The sequence below is a fragment of the Caulobacter sp. GW821-FHT09B08 genome, assembly GCF_059418225.1.
In genome coordinates this window covers 45,631-62,997 of sequence record NZ_JBWKPL010000004.1, presented here as the reverse complement: position 1 = coordinate 62,997, position 17,367 = coordinate 45,631, and the positions used below count along the sequence as shown (strand labels likewise).

Below are 17,367 nucleotides of genomic sequence, written 5' to 3'. Positions count from 1 at the left end.
GTCAGATTGTCGCAGCGACCTCATGGTTAATGCGCCGTTAGGAATCAGCCGCCATTGCTTGGCTTAGCCTTGGACGGGCCTGGAGATTCGAGATGAAGGCGTTCGGCCGCTTGACGATCGCGTGGAAGCTGGTGGTGGTGGCGGGCCTCGCCATCGGCCTCCTGCTGATGGGCGCGGCCGTGGCCGTGTCCTCGCACACCAGCGCCATCGTCGCGGGCCTGACGCACCGCTATGCCGACGCCGTGGCCGACGACGCCATCGAGGAGGTCAAGGCCCAGATCGGCCAGGTCGAGGCCACCGCGCGCTCGATGGCCGGCTCGATCGAGGCCGCCCACGCCCAGGGCCTGCGCGACCGCATGACGGTCACCCAGATGCTGAAGCCCCAGGCCGAGGCCACGCCGATGGTGCTGGGCAGCTGGTTCATGTCGGCCCCCAACGCCTTCGACGGCAAGGACGCCGAGATGGCCGGCCAGACCGCCGTCGGCTCGAACGGCCAGGGCCAGCTGTCGCCCTACTGGGTGCACGACGGCGACAAGGTGATCTTCCAGCCGCTGGACGACGGCGACACCTATAACCAGCCCTATTATGCGATCCCGGCCAAGACCGGTAAGGCCGCCATCGTCGAGCCCTATCCCTACGACGTGGCCGGCAAGTCGGTGCTGATGACCTCGGTCGTCTTCCCGGTGAAGCCCAACGGCCAGTTCATCGGCGTGGCGGGCCTGGACCTGTCGCTGGACACCATCTCCCAGCGCCTGTCGGCCATGAAGCCCCTGGGCGGCGGCCGGGTGATGCTGCTGTCGGGCGCCGGCAAGTGGGTGGCCCACCCCGACGCGACCAAGCGCACGACCGCCTATGCCGATCCGGGCGCCGACCAGGTGCAGGCCGCTCTGCAGGGCGGCGAGAGCGACGCCACCATCGCCGGCGTCAAGGTCGGCGACGTGGAGATGGAACGCATCGTGCGCCCCATCGCCATGCCGGGCCTGAACGCCACCTGGGTGCTGGTCATGGACGTGCCGCGCGCCGCCGTCACCGGTCCGGCCGACAAGCTGGCCAAGATCCTGTTCGTCGGTGGCCTGCTGATCACCGCCGCCGTGCTGGGGGCCCTGTTCCTGGCCAGCGCCAGCCTGGTGCGCAAGCCCCTGGCGGGCCTGACCCGCTCGGTCGACGCCCTCAGCGCGGGCCGCTACGACCAGGCCGTGCCGGGCATCGACGGCGGCGACGAAATCGGCCAGATCGCCCGCGCCCTGGACGGTTTCCGCCACGACCTGGCCCGGGGCGAGCGCGCCCGCGCCGAGCAGGAGGCCGAGCGCGCGCTCGCCGAGGCCGAGCGCCAGCGCCACGCCCAGGAGGCCGAGGCCTTCGCCCAGAGCCAAGCCCGCGCCGTCTCGACCCTGGCCGACGGCATGGAGAAGCTGGCCGACGGCGACCTGATCTGGCGCATGCGCGAGGACGCCTTCGCCCCCGAAGCCCGCAAGATCCCCAGCGACTTCAACGCCGCCGTGGAAAGCCTGCAGCAGACCATGGCCGGCATCCTGGGCGCCGCCCGCAGCATCCGCACCGGCTGCGGCGAGATCAGCCACGCCGCCGACGACCTGTCGCAGCGCACCGAGCGCCAGGCCGCCGGCCTGGAGCAGGCCGCCGCCGCCCTCGACCAACTGACCGCCACGGTCAGGAAGAGCTCGGACAACGCCGAGAAGGCCCGGGGCGTGACCATGAGCGCCAAGACCAACGCCGAACGCAGCGGCCAGGTGGTGCGCGAGGCCGTCCAGGCCATGGGCGGCATCGAGAAGTCTTCCCAGTCGATCACCCAGATCATCGGCGTGATCGACGAGATCGCCTTCCAGACCAACCTTCTGGCCCTCAACGCCGGGGTCGAGGCCGCGCGCGCCGGTGACGCGGGCAGGGGCTTCGCGGTGGTCGCCCAAGAGGTGCGGGCCCTGGCCCAGCGCTCGGCCGACGCGGCCAAGGAGATCAAGAACCTGATCCGCGACTCCAGCGAGCAGGTCGGCAAGGGCGTCAAGCTGGTCGGCGAGACCGGCCAGACCCTGGACCAGATCCTGTCGCAGGTGGTCGAGATCAACGACCTAGTCGGCGAGATCGCCGCCTCGTCCAAGGAGCAGTCCGTGGGCCTGGCCGAGATCAACACCGCGGTGAACCAGATGGACCAGGTCACCCAGCAGAACGCGGCCATGGTGGAGCAATCCACCGCCGCCAGCCACGCCCTGGCCACCGAGGCCGCCGAGCTGGAGCGCCTGATCGGCCGCTTCCAGGTGGGCGCCGAGATCCACCAATACCGTCCGCGCGAGGAGCGTCCGCGCCGCGACATCCCCGCGCCGCAGCGTCGCGAGGCCTTCCGCGAGCGCTACGTCCAGGGTTCCAACGCGTTGAAGATCGAGCCGCGCTCGCGTCCCGGCGAGTGGCAGGAGTTCTAAGGAACCGCGACGACCTCTTGCGTTGTGGCGGAGCCAAGCGAAGCGCCCCACATTCTCTGTTAAGGGCGCCCGCCCGAGCTTCGAGTACGAGATTTGAGTAAGGCGGGGGGCTCCCGTCAGGACGACCATGAACGAACGCGCCGCGCCCTTCGACAGTCCCCAGGCCGAGCCGGCCGCCAAGCCGCGCTCGCGCGCCGCCCTGCTCAAGCGGCTGGCCGACGTGGTCTGCCTGCCCGCCAGCCGCATCAACGCCTTCGAGCGGGCCATGACCGCCGACCTGCTGGTGGAGATGCTGCGCGACGCGGTCACCGACGAGCGCGAGAAGGTCGCCCGGCGCCTGGCCAACCTGACCGAGATGCCCGGCGTGCTGGTGCGCATGCTGCTGCGCGACGAGTTGCCGGTGGCCCGGGCTCTCCTGGAGAACTCGCCCACCCTCAGCGACGCCGACCTGATCAGCTGCCTCTATAACGCCACCCAGGACCATCGCCGGCTGATCGCCCTGCGGCGGGGGGTCAGCGAGGTGGTCGCCGACGCCCTGGTCGACATGGACGAGACGGCGGTCACCGAGACCCTGCTGAAGAACGAGCTGGTGCGCTTCAGCCACCAGGGGCTGGAGAACATCGTCGCGGCCACCCGCGACAACCCGCAACTGATTCCCTTGCTGCTGAAGCGCCCGGAACTGCGGCCCAGCCACGCCTATGTGATGTTCTGGTGGTCCGACGCCGAGGCGCGGCGGACGATTTTGCAACGCTTTGCCGTCTCGCGGGAGATCCTGCAGGACGCGGTCGGCGACGTCTTCCCCCTGGCCTCGGCCGAGGGCTGGCAGGATCCGCTGTCTCGAAAGGCGTTGCAGTTCATCGAACGTCGTCAGCGAAATCGCGCCGCCATCGCCAAGAGTCCGTACGACAGCCTGGAGGACGCGGTCGCCGCCGCCCAGAACGGCATGACCCGCGAAACGGCCGAGGAGATCTCGTATCTGTCGGGCCTCAAGCCCATGACCGGAGCGAAGATTTTCACCGATCCGGGCGGTGAGCCCCTGGCTATTCTGTGCAAGGCCACCGGCCTGCCGCGCGGGGCCGTAAGGGCTTTGTGGCGGGGTTTGCGGCGTCCCGAGACCGACTCCGCCGGCGCGCCGACGCCGGGCCTGGAGCGGGTGCTGACGGCCTTCGACACCATCGCCGTGGACCGCGCCCAGACCATGCTGCGCTACTGGAACTGGTCGCTGTCGTCGGCCATGACGCCGGCCCTGCTCAAGGCCATCCGCGAGGGCGACGAGGCGGCGGTCGATGAGTATTCCGTCCCGCAGCGCGCCGCCATGCTGGCCCTCTCCCGAGATTTCGGCCGTTAGAATCCAATAGTCGCCGAACGCATTCAGCGGCGAATGATTCTCAGAAACGAAGAGTTTTGGCGGGCGCGGAAGTGTTGGTGTCGATTGGTAAGACCAATGCACTCTCGTTCGATGCGGCTAGAGTCCGCCTCCTCTATGTTGCCGGAAAGCAATAATCTGCTATCCAAAACTGAATTGGCCCCGCTTGGGCCAAGGCGAACCGGGGGAGCACCAAGAAAATGGACGAGCAGTCCGATCTTCTCGAAGTCACCGCGAGCGTGGTGGCGGCCTATGTAGGCGGCAATACGATCGCCGCCGCCGACGTGCCCGGCCTGATCCGCAGCGTGCACAAGGCCCTGGCGAACGTCGGGGGCGCGGCCGAGGTCGTGGCCGAGACCGCCAAGGAGCCGGCCGTGTCGGTCCGGCGGTCGATCACGCCGGACTATCTGATCTGCCTGGAGGACGGCCGGAAGTTCAAGTCGCTCAAGCGCCACCTGCGCACCAAGTACGACATGAGCCCCGAGCAGTACCGGGCCCGCTGGGACCTGCCCAAGGACTACCCGATGGTGGCCCCCAACTACGCCCAGGCCCGCTCGGACCTGGCCAAGCAGATGGGCCTGGGGCAGGGCGGCCGGAAGCCGGCCCGCAAGCGGGGCTGACGGAACTCAAGGGCCGCAGCTGAGGGACGCCCCCTCCGTCACGATGCGTGCCGCATCGCGCCACCTCCCCCGCTTTGCGGGTGAGGTGGACGCCGAACGAACCTTCTCCTCCCCCGTGCAACGGGGGAGGTGGCGGGCGAAGCCCGACGGAGGGGGCGTCGCGACGCCGACCTACCGTCCCGCCCGCACGCTTTCCGCCGTCACCGCGCGGACCAGCGGCCGGCCGGCCTCGACGTCGGCCAGGCTGCCCAGTGTGGCCTGGGCGATGGCCGACAGGGCCTCTTGCGTCAGGAAGGCCTGGTGGCCCGTGACCAGCACGTTGGGGAAGGTCAGCAGGCGCTGGAAGACGTCGTCCTGGATGATCTCGTTGGACAGGTCCTCGAAGAAGAGGTCGGCCTCCTGCTCGTAGACGTCCAGCGCCACCCCGCCCACCTGGCGTGACTTCAGGCCTTCGATCAGCGCCGTGGTGTCGATCAGCGCGCCCCGGCTGGTGTTGACGATCGTCACGCCCGGGCGGGCCGCCGCGAGTCTCCGGCCATCGACCAGATGACGCGTCTCCGGCGTCAGCGGGCAGTGCAGGCTGATCAGGTCGGCCTGCCGCATCAGGGTGTCGACATCGACATAGCGCACCCCGATGGCGACCAGTTCGGGATCCTCGACCAGGTCGCTGGCCAGCACCGAGCAGCCGAAGCCCAGGCGCAGCGCCCGGGCGACCAGGGCGCCGATGCGGCCGGTGCCGACGACGCCGGCCGTGCGCCCCGCCAGATTGCGGCCGATCAGGCCGTCCAGGGCGAAGTTGTTCTCGCGCACGCGGTTCCAGGCGCGGGGGATGTTGCGGTCCAGGGCCAGGATCAGGCCGAGGGTGAACTCGGCCACCGCCTCGGGGGAGTAGGCCGGCACGCGGACCACGGCGATACCCAGCCGCGCTGCGGCCTCCAGGTCGACATTGTTGTAGCCGGCGCACCGCAGGGCCACCACGCGCGTCCCGCCTTCGGCCAGGACGGTCAGGGTCTGGGCGTCCACGCGGTCGTTCACGAACACGCAGACGGCGTCGTGGCCCCTGGCCAGGGGCGCGGTGGTGGCGTCGAGCCGCGCCTCCAAATAGTCGAGCGCGTGGCCGAAGGCGCCGTTGGCCTCGTCCAGGAAGCGGCGGTCGTAGGCCTTGGTCGAGAACACCGCCACGCGCATGGGAGCGCCTTTCCTCAGGAACGCCCGATTTGGGTCCTCGGCTTGTATCGGGCGTCGAGCGCAGTGATGCAAATTTGCCGCTGGGGGAGGGGGCGGCCCGCGCCTCGCCCGCCCCGGAGGCGGTGAGTCTGAGCGTTCATTAACTTTAATTCAAACAATCGGTTGCGCTGGATGCGTGCTTTTTCACCGATGTTTTGCAGCCTGTTTTTCGCCCGGACGTTTCGCTTGCGGATTGACTCATCTCAACAAACTTTGCCGTGGAAGGCCATTTTCGGCTGGCGCCGATTCGGTGCTTAAGACATAGTGAATCGTCGTGATTCCAACGGCTTGTTAAGGAATCTGAAGATGAACGCGCAGCTGAGCGCATCGGCCACGGCGGCCCGCGCTCACCAGGAGATGTTCGCCTACTGGGCGTCCCTCCGTCGGGGGGCGAGCCTCCCGTCGCGCGTCGACCTGCACCCTTCGGGCATCAAGCGGATGCTGCCGACCGTCAGCCTGATCGACGTCAAGCGCGACTTCGACGGCGCGATCGACTACCGCCTGCGCCTGGCCGGCACCGGCCTCTATTCGGTCTATGGCCGCGAGATCACCGGCCGCACCCTGGACGACGTCTACAACACCGCCGCCGTCGAATACTGGCGGCGCGAACTGGACAAGGTCGTCAACGAGCGCCGTCCCGGCGTGGGCGTGCACAACCTGGCCTGGAAGGGCTCGCCCCACATGTCGATCCTGTGGCTGCGCCTGCCCCTGGCCAGCAACGGCAAGGACGTCGACATGATCCTCGGCTACGACGCCGTGGTCGGCGCCCAGGCGGGCGACCAGCACAGCGGCATCCGCGCGGCTTAAATCCTCCCCCTGTGCGGGAGGATCTATTCCTTATGGCTCAGCTTGCTCCCGCGACATCCCCGCCTATTGTCCGCCCCGAGGCTGATCTGGGAATCTGGGGGAAAGGGCCGGGGTGACCGCCGAGCGCGACGTCTTTCACTTCATTCGCGAGCACGTGCGTTCGGTCTGGGCGCTGGAGCTGCTGCTGCGCCTCAAGCACGAGCCCGAGCGGTGCTGGCTGGTCGACGACCTGGTGCGCGACCTGCGGGCCAGCCATAGCCTGGTGAAGGACAATCTGGTCGCCCTGGAGCAGGCCGGGCTGGTGATCGAGGACGACGCCGGCTGCTTCCGCTACGCCCCCGCCGCTCCGGCCCTGGCCAAGGTCTGTGACGACCTGGAGGCGGCCTATCGCGACAAGCCCGTCACGGTGATCCGCTGGATCTCGGCCCCGACCGAGCGCCTGCAGTCCCTGGCCGACGCCTTCAAGTTCAAGGGGAAAGACCGATGAGCGGGCCCACGGTGGTCTATATCCTGTGCATGCTGGCCAGCCTGGCGTGCGCGGGCCTGCTGGTCCGGGCCTGGCGGGGCAGCCGCTCGCGCCTGCTGCTCTGGACCGCGATCAGCTTCGGCTTCCTGGCGCTGAACAACCTCTTGCTGGTGGCGGACCTCGTGATCTTCATCACCCAGGTGAACCTTCTGCCCTACCGCCAGGCCACCGCGGGCCTGGCCATCGCCACGCTGCTGTACGGCTTCATCTGGGAGGTGGACGAATGAGCTTCCCGATCACCCCGTTGGAAGGCCTGATCGCCGGGGCCCTGGCCGCCGGCTATCTGGTGGCGGGCCTGTTCTTCCTGAAGTTCTGGCGGCGCACGGGCGACAAGCTGTTCCTGGCCTTCTCGGCCGCCTTCGGCCTGCTGGCCGCGGGCAGCGCCCTGCCGATCCTGCTCAACACCCAGCACGAGGAGCGCAGCGGCATCTACCTGTTGCGCCTGGCCGCCTTCGTGCTGATCATCGTGGCGGTGCTGGGGAAGAACCTGCGGCGGCGGACCTAGCGACCTCCAGCGCCGGCGGCGCGGGCACCTCGGGGATGGGCGAGCGGGCGTGGACCTGGGACCAGGCCTGGCCCGAGGCGGCGCGGGCGCGACCCAGCTCGAACAGGGCCGCCATCGACTTGCGGTCGAAGTCCAGGCTGGACGCCTTGGCCTCTGATGGGATCGTCGACAGCATCAGGCGGATGTGGTTGCGCTCGGCGAAGGCGACGTTGGCGGCCAGGTACGAGCGCATCGAGGCCTTGCTGGCGCTGTCGTAGCTGCGGCCCAGGATCCCCTTCAGCGTGCCCTTGGTGAAGCTCTGGCGGCGGTCGGCCTGGCCGTTGATCAGCACGTAGAAGTCCGCGCCCGGTCCCGGATCGGGCGAGGTCCACAGGAACAGGCTGTCGGGCACGCCCAGGAACGGGGTGTTGACCCCGCCGTCCACATGCATCTCCTCGATCAGAGTCCCGTCCTGGGTGGCGCCCTTGATCAGCACGGGCGGGAAGACGCCGGGAATGCTGGCCGAGGCCAGCAGCACCTGGCGAAACAGGGTCAGGGCGTTGTCGTCGCCCTGGGTGGCCAGGACGCCCATGTCCCAGATCACCGTCTCCTCGCTGTCGAGATTGGTGGTCGCCACCAGCAGGCGGCGACCCTTGGCGTGCTCGGCGGCGATCTGACGCAGCATCTCCGGCGTCACGCTCTTCCAGATCAGGGTCTTGAGCACGCGCGGGCTGAACAGGCTGGGGGCGACCAGCGGGCGGAAGCTGTCGAAGCCCAGTAGGCCCTTGGTCGCGCCGTCCACATAGGCCGCGCGCAGTTGTTCGTCCCAGCCCGGGCCGAGGAAGGCGTAGGGCGCGGCCAGGGCGCCGGTGCTGACGCCGGTGACGATGCCGAACGTCGGCCGGGCGCCCGCCTGGCTCCAGCCGTAGAGGACGCCGGCGCCGTAGGCCCCGCTGGCCCCGCCGCCCGAGAGGGCCAGGACCGACTGGCGGGGTCCCGCGCCCGTCAGCCGCCGTTGTACGTCCTCGATCAGGGCCTTCAGGCGCGGACCGTCCGAGGCGCGGATGCGCGGGTCCTGGGTGCGCACCAGGGTGGTCCCGGTCGCCAGGCGGATGGGGCCGGCCTCGCGCGGCAGGGTTCCACAGCCGGCCAGGCCGCCGGCCAGAAGGCCGGTCAGCACGGCCCGCCGCCCGATGGGGGATCCGAAGGTGTGTGTCATGTAGCGTCGCAGGGGAGGCGGCCCTTGCGAGCCGGTTCCTGCTGCAACGCGAAGGCGCTCCGCCCGTTGCGAAGCTTCCCTGACGTCAGCCTTCCAGGAAGACCTCGACCTCGCGCCGGCTGGGCATGGAGGGCGCGGCGCCCGCCTTCTGGACCGAGAGGGCGGCGGCGGCGTTGGCGTGCTCGACGGCCTCGCGCAGGTCCATGTTGGCGGCCAGGCAGGCGGCCAGGGCGCCGCAGAAGCAGTCGCCGGCGCCGGTGGTGTCGACGGCCTTGACCTTGCGGCCCTCGACCAGGAAGGCCTCGTCGCGGCGCACCGTGGCCACGCCCGCCGAGCCCAGGGTGACGATGATCGTCTGGTCGGGCCGGCTCATCAGCTTGCGGCAGATGCGCGAGACCTCCTCCAGCCGGGTGGGCTCGTCGTCGAGACGGGCGTAGGTGGCCAGTTCGGTCTGGTTGAGGATCAGGATGTCGGTCAGCGGGAACAGGGCCGCGCCCTGGGGCAGGGCGGGGGCGGCGTTCAGGATCCGCAGGGCGCCCTTGGCCACGCCGGCGCGGAACAGGGCCTCGATGGCGGGGGCGGGGGTCTCCAGCTGGCACAGCAGCACCTTCTGGCCCTCCAGCGGCGTGGCGGCCACGTGCGGGGGACCGAGCGTGGCGTTGGCGCCGCTGGTGACGACGATCATGTTCTCGCCGCTGGACGACACCCACACGTGGGCCTGGCCCGTGGGGATCGACGGCAGCTCGGCCACGTCGGAGACCTGCACGCCGTAGCCGGCCAGCTTGGCCTTCAGGCTGGGACCGCTGTCCTCCTTGCCGACCGCGCCCATCAGGCGGGTGGCCGCGCCCATGCGGGCGGCCGCGACGGCCTGGTTGGCGCCCTTGCCACCGGGAAACAGCTCCAGCGAGATGCCGGCCACCGTCTCGCCCGGCCGGGGCAGGTCGTCGACCCGCGCCACGGCGTCCAGATTGATCGACCCCAGGACGAAAACGCTCATTTTTCTTGCTCTTTAAATCACTTAACCGCCGCCGGAGCCACGCTGGAAGCTCTCGACCAGACTGCCCGCGACGAGTCGCCAGCCGTCCACTAGCACGAAGAAGATCAGCTTGAACGGCAAGCTCACCGACGCCGGCGGCAGCATCATCATGCCCATGCTCATCAGGACGCTGGCGACCACCAGGTCGATGACCAGGAAGGGGATGAACAGCAGGAAGCCGATCTCGAAGGCGCGCTTGAGCTCGGAGATCATGAAGGCCGGCGTCACCACTTTCAGCGGCGTCTCGATGGCCGTCTTGGGGCGCTCGATCTTCGACAGGCGGATGAACAGGGCCAGGTCGTCCTGGTCGACCTGGCGCAGCATGAACACCTTCACGGGCGCGGCGGCCGCGTCGAAGGCCTCGGGCATCTCCATCTGCTTGTCCAGCAGCGGCTTGACCCCCTGGTCGTAGGACTGCTCGAAGGTCGGGCCCATGACGATGGCGGTCAGGAACAGGGCCAGGCTGATCAGCACCGGGTTGGGCGGGCTCTGCTGGATGCCGATGGCGGTGCGCAGCAGGCCCAGCACCACCACGATCCGCACGAACGAGGTGGTCATGATCACGATGGACGGGGCCAGCGACAGCACGGTCAGCAGGCCGACCATCTGCACCACGCGCTCGGAGAGGCCCGCGCCCGTGCCGAGGTCGACATTGATCGCCGACTGGGCCATGGCCGCGGCCGGGCCGATCACCACGGCCAGGGTGGCCAGCAGCGAGATGATCGCCGCCTGGCGCAGGTCCTTGGGGTCGGCGCCGACGATGAGCTTGATCAGGCCGCGCATCAGACCACGATCTCCCCAGAGGCCTTATCGGCGGTGGTTTTGGGTTTGGCCGGCGTTCGTTTGGACTTGGTCGGCGCCCAGTCCAGCAGCTTGCCCTCGCCCAGCATCAGCAGGCGTTCCTCGCCGTCGACGGTGAACAGCACCAGGCGCCGGGTGGGGTCCAGGACCAGGGTCTCGACCACCTGCATCCGGCGGTCCTTGCGCAGCGTGCTCAGCCGCGACAGGGCGTCGGGTCCGAACTTGCGCAGGGCCACGCCGGCCAGCCCGACCAGCCCCAGGGTGATGGCCAGGGCGGCGACGGCGCGGATCAGTTCGAAGATGTCCATGACGCCCGGTCGGGAAGGAGGAACTGGAAAACAAAACGGGGAAGCGAAGCAGGGCGCGACGCGGGGCCGCACCCCTGGTGTGCCGCACGGTTCTTAATGCGTGATTAACCCTGTTTCTTCACCATGAACATCATCATGGGTCCCGATGACATTCCCCTTTTCGCGATGCTCAAGAGTCGCATGGGCTATCTGTCCGAGCGGCAGAAGGTCATCGCGCAGAACGTCGCCAACGCCGATACGCCCGACTACCAGCCGCGCGACCTGAAGGCCTATTCCTTCAAGGCCACGCTGGACCAGCAGGCCAGCGGCCAGTCGTATCGTGGCGGCCAGGTGTCGGGAACCGCGCTGAACGGCGTGCAGATGATGGCCACCAGCGCCACCCACATGGCGCCGTCCAAGCCGGTCAGCGCCTGGCGCTCGCCCGAGCAGGCCGACAGCGAGACCACCCTCGACGGCAACTCCGTGACGCTCGAGGACCAGATGCTCAAGATGACCGACGCGCGCATGAACTACGACGCGGCGGTCGGCTTCTACCAGAAGTCCATGGCTCTGCTGCGGACGGCCACGCGCCGCCCGGGCAGCTAGGGGAAACGACTAGATGACCGAGATCCGCTCCCAGTCCATGGCCACCATGGCCATCGCCGCCAGCGCCCTGAAGGCCCAGCAGGGCCGCATGCGGGTGATCGCCGAGAACATCGCCAACGCCAACTCCACCGCCCGCACGGCCGGCGGCGACCCCTATCGTCGCCAGGTGCCGGTGTTCAAGCCGGCCAAGGTGGCCGGCGGCGAGGGCGTGGTGATGGCCAAGGTCGATCCCGACCAGCGCGACTTCAAGACCGAATACGACCCCGGCAACCCGGCCGCCGACGCCAAGGGCTACGTCAAGCTGCCCAACGTCGACACCCTGGTCGAGGCGCTGGACATGAAGGAGGCGCAGCGCGCCTACGAAGCCAACATGAACGTCATCGAGACGTCGCGCGCCATGGAAACGCGCACGCTCGACATCCTGCGCAAGTAGAGGGGCCTAAGCGATGATGACCGCGCTCGCGGCCGCCAAGGCCTACGCCGCCCAGGGCTCGATGGCCACGCCTTCGCTGGGCGGAACCGGCGAGGCCAAGAAGTCCATGGACTTCGGCGCCCTGCTGAAGTCGGCCATGACCGACACCCTGCACCAGACCCGCGCGGCCGAAACCAAGATGGCCCAGCAGGCGTCCGGCAAGGCCGAACTGATCGACGTCGTCACCGCCATCTCGTCGGCCGAGGCGAGCCTCGACACGGTGATGGCCGTGCGCGACCAGGTGATCTCGGCGTATCAGGAAATCATGCGGATGCCGATCTAAGGAGCGGTTGCCGTCTCTTGGAGAAAGCGGGCCTTGTGCCCGCTAGGACTTGGGCAGCAGGGCCTCGACGATCTGGTCGACGCTGAAACTGGCCGACTTGGCCCGTGGCGGGAAGGTCTTGAAGCTTTCCAGCCACTCGTGGACCACGGCCTGCGCCGCGTACTGGAACGGCACGTTCTCGACGAACCAGTCGTTGTACTTGAAGCTCTCTTCGCCGCGCTCGAACGGATCGGCCCGTAGGTCGAAGAGCCGGGGGATGCGCAGCGGCGTGAGTGGCTCGCGCCAGACCTCCAGCCCCTTGGCCCGCTGCTCGCTGAACACCATCTTGAAGCGGCCGAAGCGGATGGCCATCAGGTCGCCGTCGTCGCTCCAGTAAAGGAAGCCCGCGCGCGGCGGTTCAACGGTCTCGCCCTTCAGGAAGGGCAGCAGGTTCACCCCGTCGAGATGGACCTTGAACGCCTTGTCCCCGATCGTGTGGCCCGTCTTGACCTTCTCGACCAGGTCCGGCTCGCCGTTGGCCGCCGCGAAGGTCGGGATGAAGTCGAGCAGGGCCGCGGTCTCGGTGATCACGCGACCGGGCTCGATGACGCCGGGCCAGCGAACCACGCACGGAATGCGCCAGCCGCCCTCCCAGTTGGTGTCCTTCTCGCCCCGGAACGGGGTGGTCCCGCCGTCCGGCCAGGACAGCACCTCGGCGCCGTTGTCGGTGGTGAAGACCACGATGGTGTCGTCGGCGACCCCAAGCTCTTCCAGCTTGGCGAGCAGCTGGCCGACATAGCCGTCCAGCTCGACCATACCGTCGGGATAGAGGCCCAGGCCCGTGACACCCACCGACGATGGCTTCAGGTGGGTGAAGACGTGCATGCGGGTCGGGTTGAAGTAGCAGAACCACGGCTCGTCCGCCTTGGTCTTGCGATCCATGAAATCCAGCGCCGCGCCGAGGAACTCCTCGTCCACCGTTTCCATGCGCTTCCTGGTGAGCGGGCCGGTGTTTTCGATCACCTGCTTGCCGACGCGGCCGAACTGCTCGTCGACCGTGGTGTCGTCGGTGTCGGAGGCCTGGCACTTCATCACGCCGCGCGGGCCGAAGCGCTTCCGGAACGCCGGGTCCTTCGGATAGTTCGGGTACTCCGGCTCCTCCTCGGCGTTGAGGTGATAGAGGTTGCCGAAGAACTCGTCGAAGCCGTGGACGGTGGGCAGGTGCTCGTTGCGGTCGCCCAGGTGGTTCTTGCCGAACTGGCCGGTGGCGTAGCCGTAGGCCTTCAGGAACTGTGCGATGGAAGGGTCATCGGCGCTCAGCCCCAGGGTCGCGCCCGGCATGCCCACCTTGGTCAGGCCCGTGCGGATCGGCGACTGGCCGGTGATGAACGAGGCGCGGCCTGCCGTGCAGCTCTGTTGGCCGTAGAAGTCGGTGAACTTCGCCCCCTCCTTGGCGATGCGGTCGATATTGGGCGTCTCGTAGCCCATGACTCCGCCGTGGTAGCAGCTCGGGTTAAACCAGCCGATGTCGTCGGCCATGATGAACAGGATGTTGGGCTTGCTGCTGGACATGTCAGCGCCTCCGCTCTCGGCTCGGGCGAGCCGCTTGGGCTGACTATTTCCTCGTCTTCCTCCTCACCGCCATGGAGGAGACTCTGGAGATGGCCGGGTCTTTTCCCTACGTCAGCTTGCCACCCTTCTCGGACATTGACGCGGCCAGACCACAGAGCAGGCTCGCCTCAACGGTTTCAAGGCGCGGCCTCGCCGCTGCGGGCGGAGGTTCGACGGGCAGGGCCGGGGACACGCCCTCGCGGCGTGTCCCCAAACCCGTCCGCTGAGCACGACGATCAGACGCGTGGATGTTGATGGGGACGCGCCGCAAGGGCATGTCCCCGGCTTAGGGCGTGCCAGCCTTCTGAAATCGCTGGGTTAAATCTTTATTCGCCGCACCCACTCCGACCGGCCGTATTCTTGTCTCACCTCGCAGCATGGAAAGGGCGCATGGCCAGCGACCGATGCGGCGGCGGGGGGCGATCGAGCGGGACTGGGCTGGAGGGGGTTACTCCGGCGTGTCCGGGGACTTCCATCGTTGGGAAGCCTGCCCGCCGTCGGCGTCGAACGGGGATAAAGCGCGTGCTCACCCTTAGGTCCGCGCCCCCGGCGTCCGGGACCGCCGGAAACGGCGGAACCGGGTCCGGCTAAGCGTCAAGAGCGCTGCCTACCGGAAGCTGGCGGATAACGGTTGCGCGGAGCGAACGGGCTTCGTCGAAACGGTACACACATTCAAACACTCCGGACGATGTCCGGCGCTCCGCGACCCTTTCCATCACCTCAGCGGCTGGCCGCGTGAGGCGGAGACGTCGTGTCAGTGCGAAATGGTGATCGTCACCGTCGGCAGGGCCGCCACCCAGGCCGAGCCCAGGGCCCAGGCCTGGTCGGCCAGGGCATGCAGGTCGATCAGGCCGCGCAGGGCCGCGATCATGCCGCCCCAGACCACGGCGTTCAGCAGCACCATGGCGAAGACGGCCAGGCGCAGGCGGCCGGCATAGGCGCGGGCGCGCTTCTGGGCCGGGGTGACGCGGGCTTCGAACGGGCGGGCGGCGATGGCGGCGGTCATGGTCTGTCTCCTGGGTCGGTCGCGACGGCGGCGAACCGCGCGCGACGAATCAGCTGTCCCAACAGGCTTCCCACGCCGCGCGTTCTGACTGACTGTGACAGGACGCCCCTGCGACAGCGCGTCCACCCGGCGCCGCTTGGGGCCTCTTGTTTGGGAAACGCATGACCGACGCCATCGTCCTGGATCAGGTGAGCAAGGCCTATGACGGCGCGGTCGTCCTCCACCCCACCAGCCTGTCCATTCCGAAAGGCCAGTTCGTGGCCCTGGTCGGCGGCTCGGGGGCGGGCAAGACCACCCTGCTGAAGACGATCAACGGCCTGGTCGCGCCCTCGGTCGGCCAGGCGCGGATCGACGGCGCCGCGACCGCCGACCTCGACGGCCCGATCCTGCGGCGGCGCATCGGCTACGTCTTCCAGGAGGTGGGCCTGTTCCCGCACCTGACCGTGGCCGAGAACATCGCCGTCGTGCCGACCCTGCTGGGCTGGGAGCCCGCGACCATTGCCGCGCGCACCGCCGAGCTGCTGGAGCTGGTCGCCCTGCCGGCCTCGATGCTGAACCGCCGCCCCTCGGCCCTGTCGGGCGGCCAGCGCCAGCGCGTGGGCGTGGCCCGGGCCCTGGCGGCGCGCCCCTCGATCCTGCTGATGGACGAGCCGTTCGGCGCCCTGGACTCGGTGACCCGCACCGCCCTGGCCGACGACGTGCGCGGCCTGCACGAGGCGCTCGCCCTGACCACGGTGATGGTCACCCACGACATCGCCGAGGCCGTGCTGCTGGCCGATCGGATCGTGGTGATGAGCCAGGGCCGGGTGATCGCCGACGATACGCCGAGGGCGTTGCTGGCCGGGCACGACGACCCCGCCGTCGAGGCCCTGATGCAGGCCCCGCGCCGCCAGGCCGTTCGGATGCGCGAGGTGGCCGGTGAATAGCGGTCTGCTCTCGCTGCTGCCCGAGCGCCTGGCCTGGCACGTGCTGCTGTCGGCCTCGGCCCTGGCGCTGGGCCTGCTGATCGCCCTGCCGCTGGGCGTGCTCGCCGCCCGCAGCCCGCGCCTGCGCTGGCCTTCGCTGGCCCTGGCGGGGCTGGTGCAGACCATTCCCAGCCTGGCCCTGCTGGCCCTGTTCTATCCGCTGCTGCTGGGCCTCTCGAACCTGGCCAAGGCGGCGTTCGGCCATGGCTTCTCGGCCCTGGGCTTCCTGCCGTCGCTGCTGGCCCTGACCCTCTATTCGATGCTGCCGATCCTGCGGAACACCGTGGCCGGGCTGACGGGCGTGGACCCGGCGGTGGTCGAGGCCGCGCGCGGCGTGGGCATGACCGACCGCCAGCGGCTGTGGCGGGTGGAGCTGCCCCTGGCCATCCCGGTGATCATGGCCGGGGTGCGCACGGCGGCGGTGTGGACCATCGGGGCGGCGACCCTGTCGACCCCGGTCGGCCAGACCTCTCTGGGCGACTACATCTTCTCAGGGCTCCAGACCGAGGCCTGGGACATGGTGTTGACCGGCTGCATCGCCTCGGCCGCCCTGGCCCTGGTCGTGGACCAGTTGCTGGGCCTGGTCGAGCGCGGGGCCGAGCGGCGCGACCGGCGGCTGTGGGGCGCGGGCCTGGCGGGCCTCGCCATGGGCCTGGCCGTGGCCGTCGCGCCCCTGGCGGCCCAGCTGGCGCCGCGCCCGGCCAGCTATGTGATCGGGGCCAAGAATTTCTCCGAGCAATATATCCTGGCCGAGGTGATGGCCGACCGGCTGGAAGGGCAGGGGGCGACGGTCACCCGCAAGATCAACCTCGGCTCGGCCGTCGCCTATCGCGCCCTGGCCGCCGGCGAGATCGACGCCTATGTCGACTATTCCGGCACGCTGTGGGCCAACGTCCTGGGTCGCAAGGACAATCCCGGCCGCCAGGCGGTGCTCGACGGTCTGCGCACCGAGCTGAGGCGCCGCGACGGGGTGGTGCTGCTGGCCCCGCTGGGCTTCGAGAACGCCTACGCCCTGGCCATGCGCCGCGACCGGGCCGAGGCCCTGGGCATCCGCACCCTGGCCGACCTGGCCGCCAATGCCCCGCAGCTGACCATGGGCGGGGACCTTGAGTTCTTCTCGCGTCCCGAATGGGCCAGCGTCGAGACCACCTACGGCCTGAGGTTCAAGGCCAAGCGGCAGTTCCAGCCCACCTTCATGTACCGCGCCCTGGGCTCGGGCGAGGCCGATGTGATCTCGGCCTTCTCCAGCGACGGGCGCATCGCCGCCGACGACCTGGTGGTGCTGGCCGATCCCAAGGGCGCCTTGCCGCCCTATGACGCGGTGCTGCTGGTCGCGCCGGGGCGGGCCGACGACGCGCGGCTGAAGCGGGCCTTGGCGGGTTTGGAGGGCGCGATCACGGTGGAGGCCATGCAGCGCGCCAACTTCTCGGTCGACCGCGACCGCGACAAGCGGTCGCCGGGCCAGGCGGCCAAGGCGCTGGAGGAGGGTCTTGCGACCGGCGGCCGAACGCCGTAGAGCTTGCCTCGCATCCAGAGTTGGGCCGTCGGTCCAACGCCAACCTGCTTTCCGGGCAAGGTGGCGCTCCCCCAGGGGAGGATGTGGCCGAGGCGGCAACGAAACGGGTGACTCCACGCTCCGT

General features: G+C 69.2%; 19 protein-coding genes and 1 riboswitch. Of the genes, 12 read left to right on the top strand and 7 right to left on the bottom strand.

What is annotated here, in order from left to right; all coding sequences use genetic code 11:
• Positions 1 to 92 precede the first annotated feature (92 nt).
• From AC07OA_RS13675 to AC07OA_RS13665, 3 genes are all read left to right on the top strand, one after another.
• Entirely contained in the window at positions 93 to 2,432 is a 2,340-nt protein-coding gene (locus AC07OA_RS13675; protein WP_494664368.1) for a methyl-accepting chemotaxis protein, read from the top strand.
• A 127-nt stretch (positions 2,433 to 2,559) separates the two neighbouring features.
• Positions 2,560 to 3,780 (top strand): DUF2336 domain-containing protein, encoded by a 1,221-nt coding sequence (locus AC07OA_RS13670; protein WP_494664367.1) that lies wholly within the window; start codon positions 2,560 to 2,562, stop codon positions 3,778 to 3,780.
• Between the two features lie 218 nt (positions 3,781 to 3,998).
• On the top strand, positions 3,999 to 4,418 hold the full coding sequence (locus tag AC07OA_RS13665; RefSeq protein WP_494664366.1) for a Ros/MucR family transcriptional regulator: 420 nt from the start codon (positions 3,999 to 4,001) through the stop codon (positions 4,416 to 4,418).
• Positions 4,419 to 4,589: 171 nt separating this feature from the next.
• Here the strand turns inward: AC07OA_RS13665 and AC07OA_RS13660 are convergent, their stop codons facing one another.
• Positions 4,590 to 5,606, bottom strand: a complete 1,017-nt coding sequence (locus AC07OA_RS13660; protein WP_494664365.1) for a 2-hydroxyacid dehydrogenase — start codon at positions 5,604 to 5,606, stop codon at positions 4,590 to 4,592.
• A gap of 339 nt (positions 5,607 to 5,945) precedes the next feature.
• Between AC07OA_RS13660 and mopJ the strand changes: the two genes are divergently transcribed.
• The 4 genes from mopJ to AC07OA_RS13640 all read left to right on the top strand — a co-directional run bounded on the left by mopJ (position 5,946) and on the right by AC07OA_RS13640 (position 7,483).
• Complete coding sequence (mopJ, locus tag AC07OA_RS13655) at positions 5,946 to 6,452, top strand: motility/cell cycle regulatory protein MopJ (protein ID WP_494664653.1); 507 nt, start codon at positions 5,946 to 5,948, stop codon at positions 6,450 to 6,452.
• 112 nt (positions 6,453 to 6,564) lie between these two features.
• The gene (locus tag AC07OA_RS13650; protein WP_494664364.1) at positions 6,565 to 6,939 is read left to right on the top strand and encodes a hypothetical protein; all 375 of its coding nucleotides are present in this window, start codon (positions 6,565 to 6,567) and stop codon (positions 6,937 to 6,939) included.
• The gene (locus AC07OA_RS13645; RefSeq protein WP_494664363.1) at positions 6,936 to 7,205 is read left to right on the top strand and encodes a DUF5985 family protein; all 270 of its coding nucleotides are present in this window, start codon (positions 6,936 to 6,938) and stop codon (positions 7,203 to 7,205) included. The genes AC07OA_RS13650 and AC07OA_RS13645 overlap by 4 nt, the downstream gene beginning before the upstream one ends.
• Positions 7,202 to 7,483 carry a DUF5985 family protein gene (locus AC07OA_RS13640; RefSeq protein ID WP_494664362.1) on the top strand — a complete coding sequence of 94 codons (282 nt, stop codon included), beginning with the start codon at positions 7,202 to 7,204 and terminating at the stop codon, positions 7,481 to 7,483. The genes AC07OA_RS13645 and AC07OA_RS13640 overlap by 4 nt, the downstream gene beginning before the upstream one ends.
• Here AC07OA_RS13640 and AC07OA_RS13635 read toward each other — a convergent pair.
• The 4 genes from AC07OA_RS13635 to AC07OA_RS13620 all read right to left on the bottom strand — a co-directional run bounded on the left by AC07OA_RS13635 (position 7,440) and on the right by AC07OA_RS13620 (position 10,826).
• Complete coding sequence (locus AC07OA_RS13635) at positions 7,440 to 8,642, bottom strand: patatin-like phospholipase family protein (protein WP_494664361.1); 1,203 nt, start codon at positions 8,640 to 8,642, stop codon at positions 7,440 to 7,442. The genes AC07OA_RS13640 and AC07OA_RS13635 overlap by 44 nt on opposite strands.
• A 124-nt stretch (positions 8,643 to 8,766) precedes the next feature.
• Complete coding sequence (locus AC07OA_RS13630; RefSeq protein WP_494664360.1) at positions 8,767 to 9,678, bottom strand: ribokinase; 912 nt, start codon at positions 9,676 to 9,678, stop codon at positions 8,767 to 8,769.
• A 21-nt stretch (positions 9,679 to 9,699) separates the two neighbouring features.
• The gene (fliP, locus tag AC07OA_RS13625; RefSeq protein ID WP_494664359.1) at positions 9,700 to 10,500 is read right to left on the bottom strand and encodes a flagellar type III secretion system pore protein FliP; all 801 of its coding nucleotides are present in this window, start codon (positions 10,498 to 10,500) and stop codon (positions 9,700 to 9,702) included.
• Positions 10,500 to 10,826, bottom strand: coding sequence for a hypothetical protein (locus tag AC07OA_RS13620; protein WP_494664358.1), 327 nt, complete (start codon positions 10,824 to 10,826; stop codon positions 10,500 to 10,502). Before AC07OA_RS13620 ends, fliP begins: the two co-directional genes overlap by 1 nt.
• A 135-nt stretch (positions 10,827 to 10,961) precedes the next feature.
• Between AC07OA_RS13620 and flgB the strand changes: the two genes are divergently transcribed.
• The 3 genes from flgB to fliE are packed head-to-tail and all read left to right on the top strand — an operon-like array spanning position 10,962 to position 12,166.
• Positions 10,962 to 11,411 (top strand): flagellar basal body rod protein FlgB, encoded by a 450-nt coding sequence (gene flgB / locus AC07OA_RS13615; RefSeq protein WP_494664357.1) that lies wholly within the window; start codon positions 10,962 to 10,964, stop codon positions 11,409 to 11,411.
• A gap of 13 nt (positions 11,412 to 11,424) precedes the next feature.
• Entirely contained in the window at positions 11,425 to 11,844 is a 420-nt protein-coding gene (gene flgC / locus AC07OA_RS13610) for a flagellar basal body rod protein FlgC (RefSeq protein ID WP_494664356.1), read from the top strand.
• Between the two features lie 13 nt (positions 11,845 to 11,857).
• Positions 11,858 to 12,166 (top strand): flagellar hook-basal body complex protein FliE, encoded by a 309-nt coding sequence (fliE, locus tag AC07OA_RS13605; protein ID WP_494664355.1) that lies wholly within the window; start codon positions 11,858 to 11,860, stop codon positions 12,164 to 12,166.
• 42 nt (positions 12,167 to 12,208) lie between these two features.
• Here the strand turns inward: fliE and AC07OA_RS13600 are convergent, their stop codons facing one another.
• Together AC07OA_RS13600 and AC07OA_RS13595 are read right to left on the bottom strand one after the other, a co-directional pair.
• Complete coding sequence (locus AC07OA_RS13600; RefSeq protein WP_494664354.1) at positions 12,209 to 13,717, bottom strand: arylsulfatase; 1,509 nt, start codon at positions 13,715 to 13,717, stop codon at positions 12,209 to 12,211.
• A 793-nt stretch (positions 13,718 to 14,510) separates the two neighbouring features.
• The gene (locus AC07OA_RS13595) at positions 14,511 to 14,762 is read right to left on the bottom strand and encodes a hypothetical protein (protein ID WP_494664353.1); all 252 of its coding nucleotides are present in this window, start codon (positions 14,760 to 14,762) and stop codon (positions 14,511 to 14,513) included.
• Positions 14,763 to 14,923: 161 nt separating this feature from the next.
• Between AC07OA_RS13595 and AC07OA_RS13590 the strand changes: the two genes are divergently transcribed.
• Positions 14,924 to 15,688, top strand: a complete 765-nt coding sequence (locus tag AC07OA_RS13590) for an ATP-binding cassette domain-containing protein (RefSeq protein WP_494664352.1) — start codon at positions 14,924 to 14,926, stop codon at positions 15,686 to 15,688.
• Positions 15,681 to 17,243, top strand: coding sequence for a glycine betaine ABC transporter substrate-binding protein (locus AC07OA_RS13585; protein ID WP_494664351.1), 1,563 nt, complete (start codon positions 15,681 to 15,683; stop codon positions 17,241 to 17,243). The genes AC07OA_RS13590 and AC07OA_RS13585 overlap by 8 nt, the downstream gene beginning before the upstream one ends.
• Before the next feature lie 5 nt (positions 17,244 to 17,248).
• Positions 17,249 to 17,356: riboswitch (SAM-I-IV-variant riboswitch) on the top strand.
• Positions 17,357 to 17,367 lie beyond the last annotated feature (11 nt).

What these genes read in the sequence shown, in the direction of transcription:
- AC07OA_RS13590 (WP_494664352.1), top strand. Translation starts at nt 14,924, where the DNA reads ATGACCGACGCCATCGTCCTGGATCAGGTGAGCAAGGCCTATGACGGC.
- fliE (WP_494664355.1), top strand. Translation starts at nt 11,858, where the DNA reads ATGATGACCGCGCTCGCGGCCGCCAAGGCCTACGCCGCCCAGGGCTCG.
- flgC (WP_494664356.1), top strand. Translation starts at nt 11,425, where the DNA reads ATGACCGAGATCCGCTCCCAGTCCATGGCCACCATGGCCATCGCCGCC.
- AC07OA_RS13675 (WP_494664368.1), top strand. Translation starts at nt 93, where the DNA reads ATGAAGGCGTTCGGCCGCTTGACGATCGCGTGGAAGCTGGTGGTGGTG.
- flgB (WP_494664357.1), top strand. Translation starts at nt 10,962, where the DNA reads ATGGGTCCCGATGACATTCCCCTTTTCGCGATGCTCAAGAGTCGCATG.
- fliP (WP_494664359.1), bottom strand. Translation starts at nt 10,500, where the DNA reads ATGCGCGGCCTGATCAAGCTCATCGTCGGCGCCGACCCCAAGGACCTG.
- AC07OA_RS13665 (WP_494664366.1), top strand. Translation starts at nt 3,999, where the DNA reads ATGGACGAGCAGTCCGATCTTCTCGAAGTCACCGCGAGCGTGGTGGCG.
- AC07OA_RS13640 (WP_494664362.1), top strand. Translation starts at nt 7,202, where the DNA reads ATGAGCTTCCCGATCACCCCGTTGGAAGGCCTGATCGCCGGGGCCCTG.
- AC07OA_RS13595 (WP_494664353.1), bottom strand. Translation starts at nt 14,762, where the DNA reads ATGACCGCCGCCATCGCCGCCCGCCCGTTCGAAGCCCGCGTCACCCCG.
- AC07OA_RS13660 (WP_494664365.1), bottom strand. Translation starts at nt 5,606, where the DNA reads ATGCGCGTGGCGGTGTTCTCGACCAAGGCCTACGACCGCCGCTTCCTG.
- AC07OA_RS13620 (WP_494664358.1), bottom strand. Translation starts at nt 10,826, where the DNA reads ATGGACATCTTCGAACTGATCCGCGCCGTCGCCGCCCTGGCCATCACC.
- AC07OA_RS13670 (WP_494664367.1), top strand. Translation starts at nt 2,560, where the DNA reads ATGAACGAACGCGCCGCGCCCTTCGACAGTCCCCAGGCCGAGCCGGCC.
- AC07OA_RS13645 (WP_494664363.1), top strand. Translation starts at nt 6,936, where the DNA reads ATGAGCGGGCCCACGGTGGTCTATATCCTGTGCATGCTGGCCAGCCTG.
- AC07OA_RS13600 (WP_494664354.1), bottom strand. Translation starts at nt 13,717, where the DNA reads ATGTCCAGCAGCAAGCCCAACATCCTGTTCATCATGGCCGACGACATC.
- AC07OA_RS13630 (WP_494664360.1), bottom strand. Translation starts at nt 9,678, where the DNA reads ATGAGCGTTTTCGTCCTGGGGTCGATCAATCTGGACGCCGTGGCGCGG.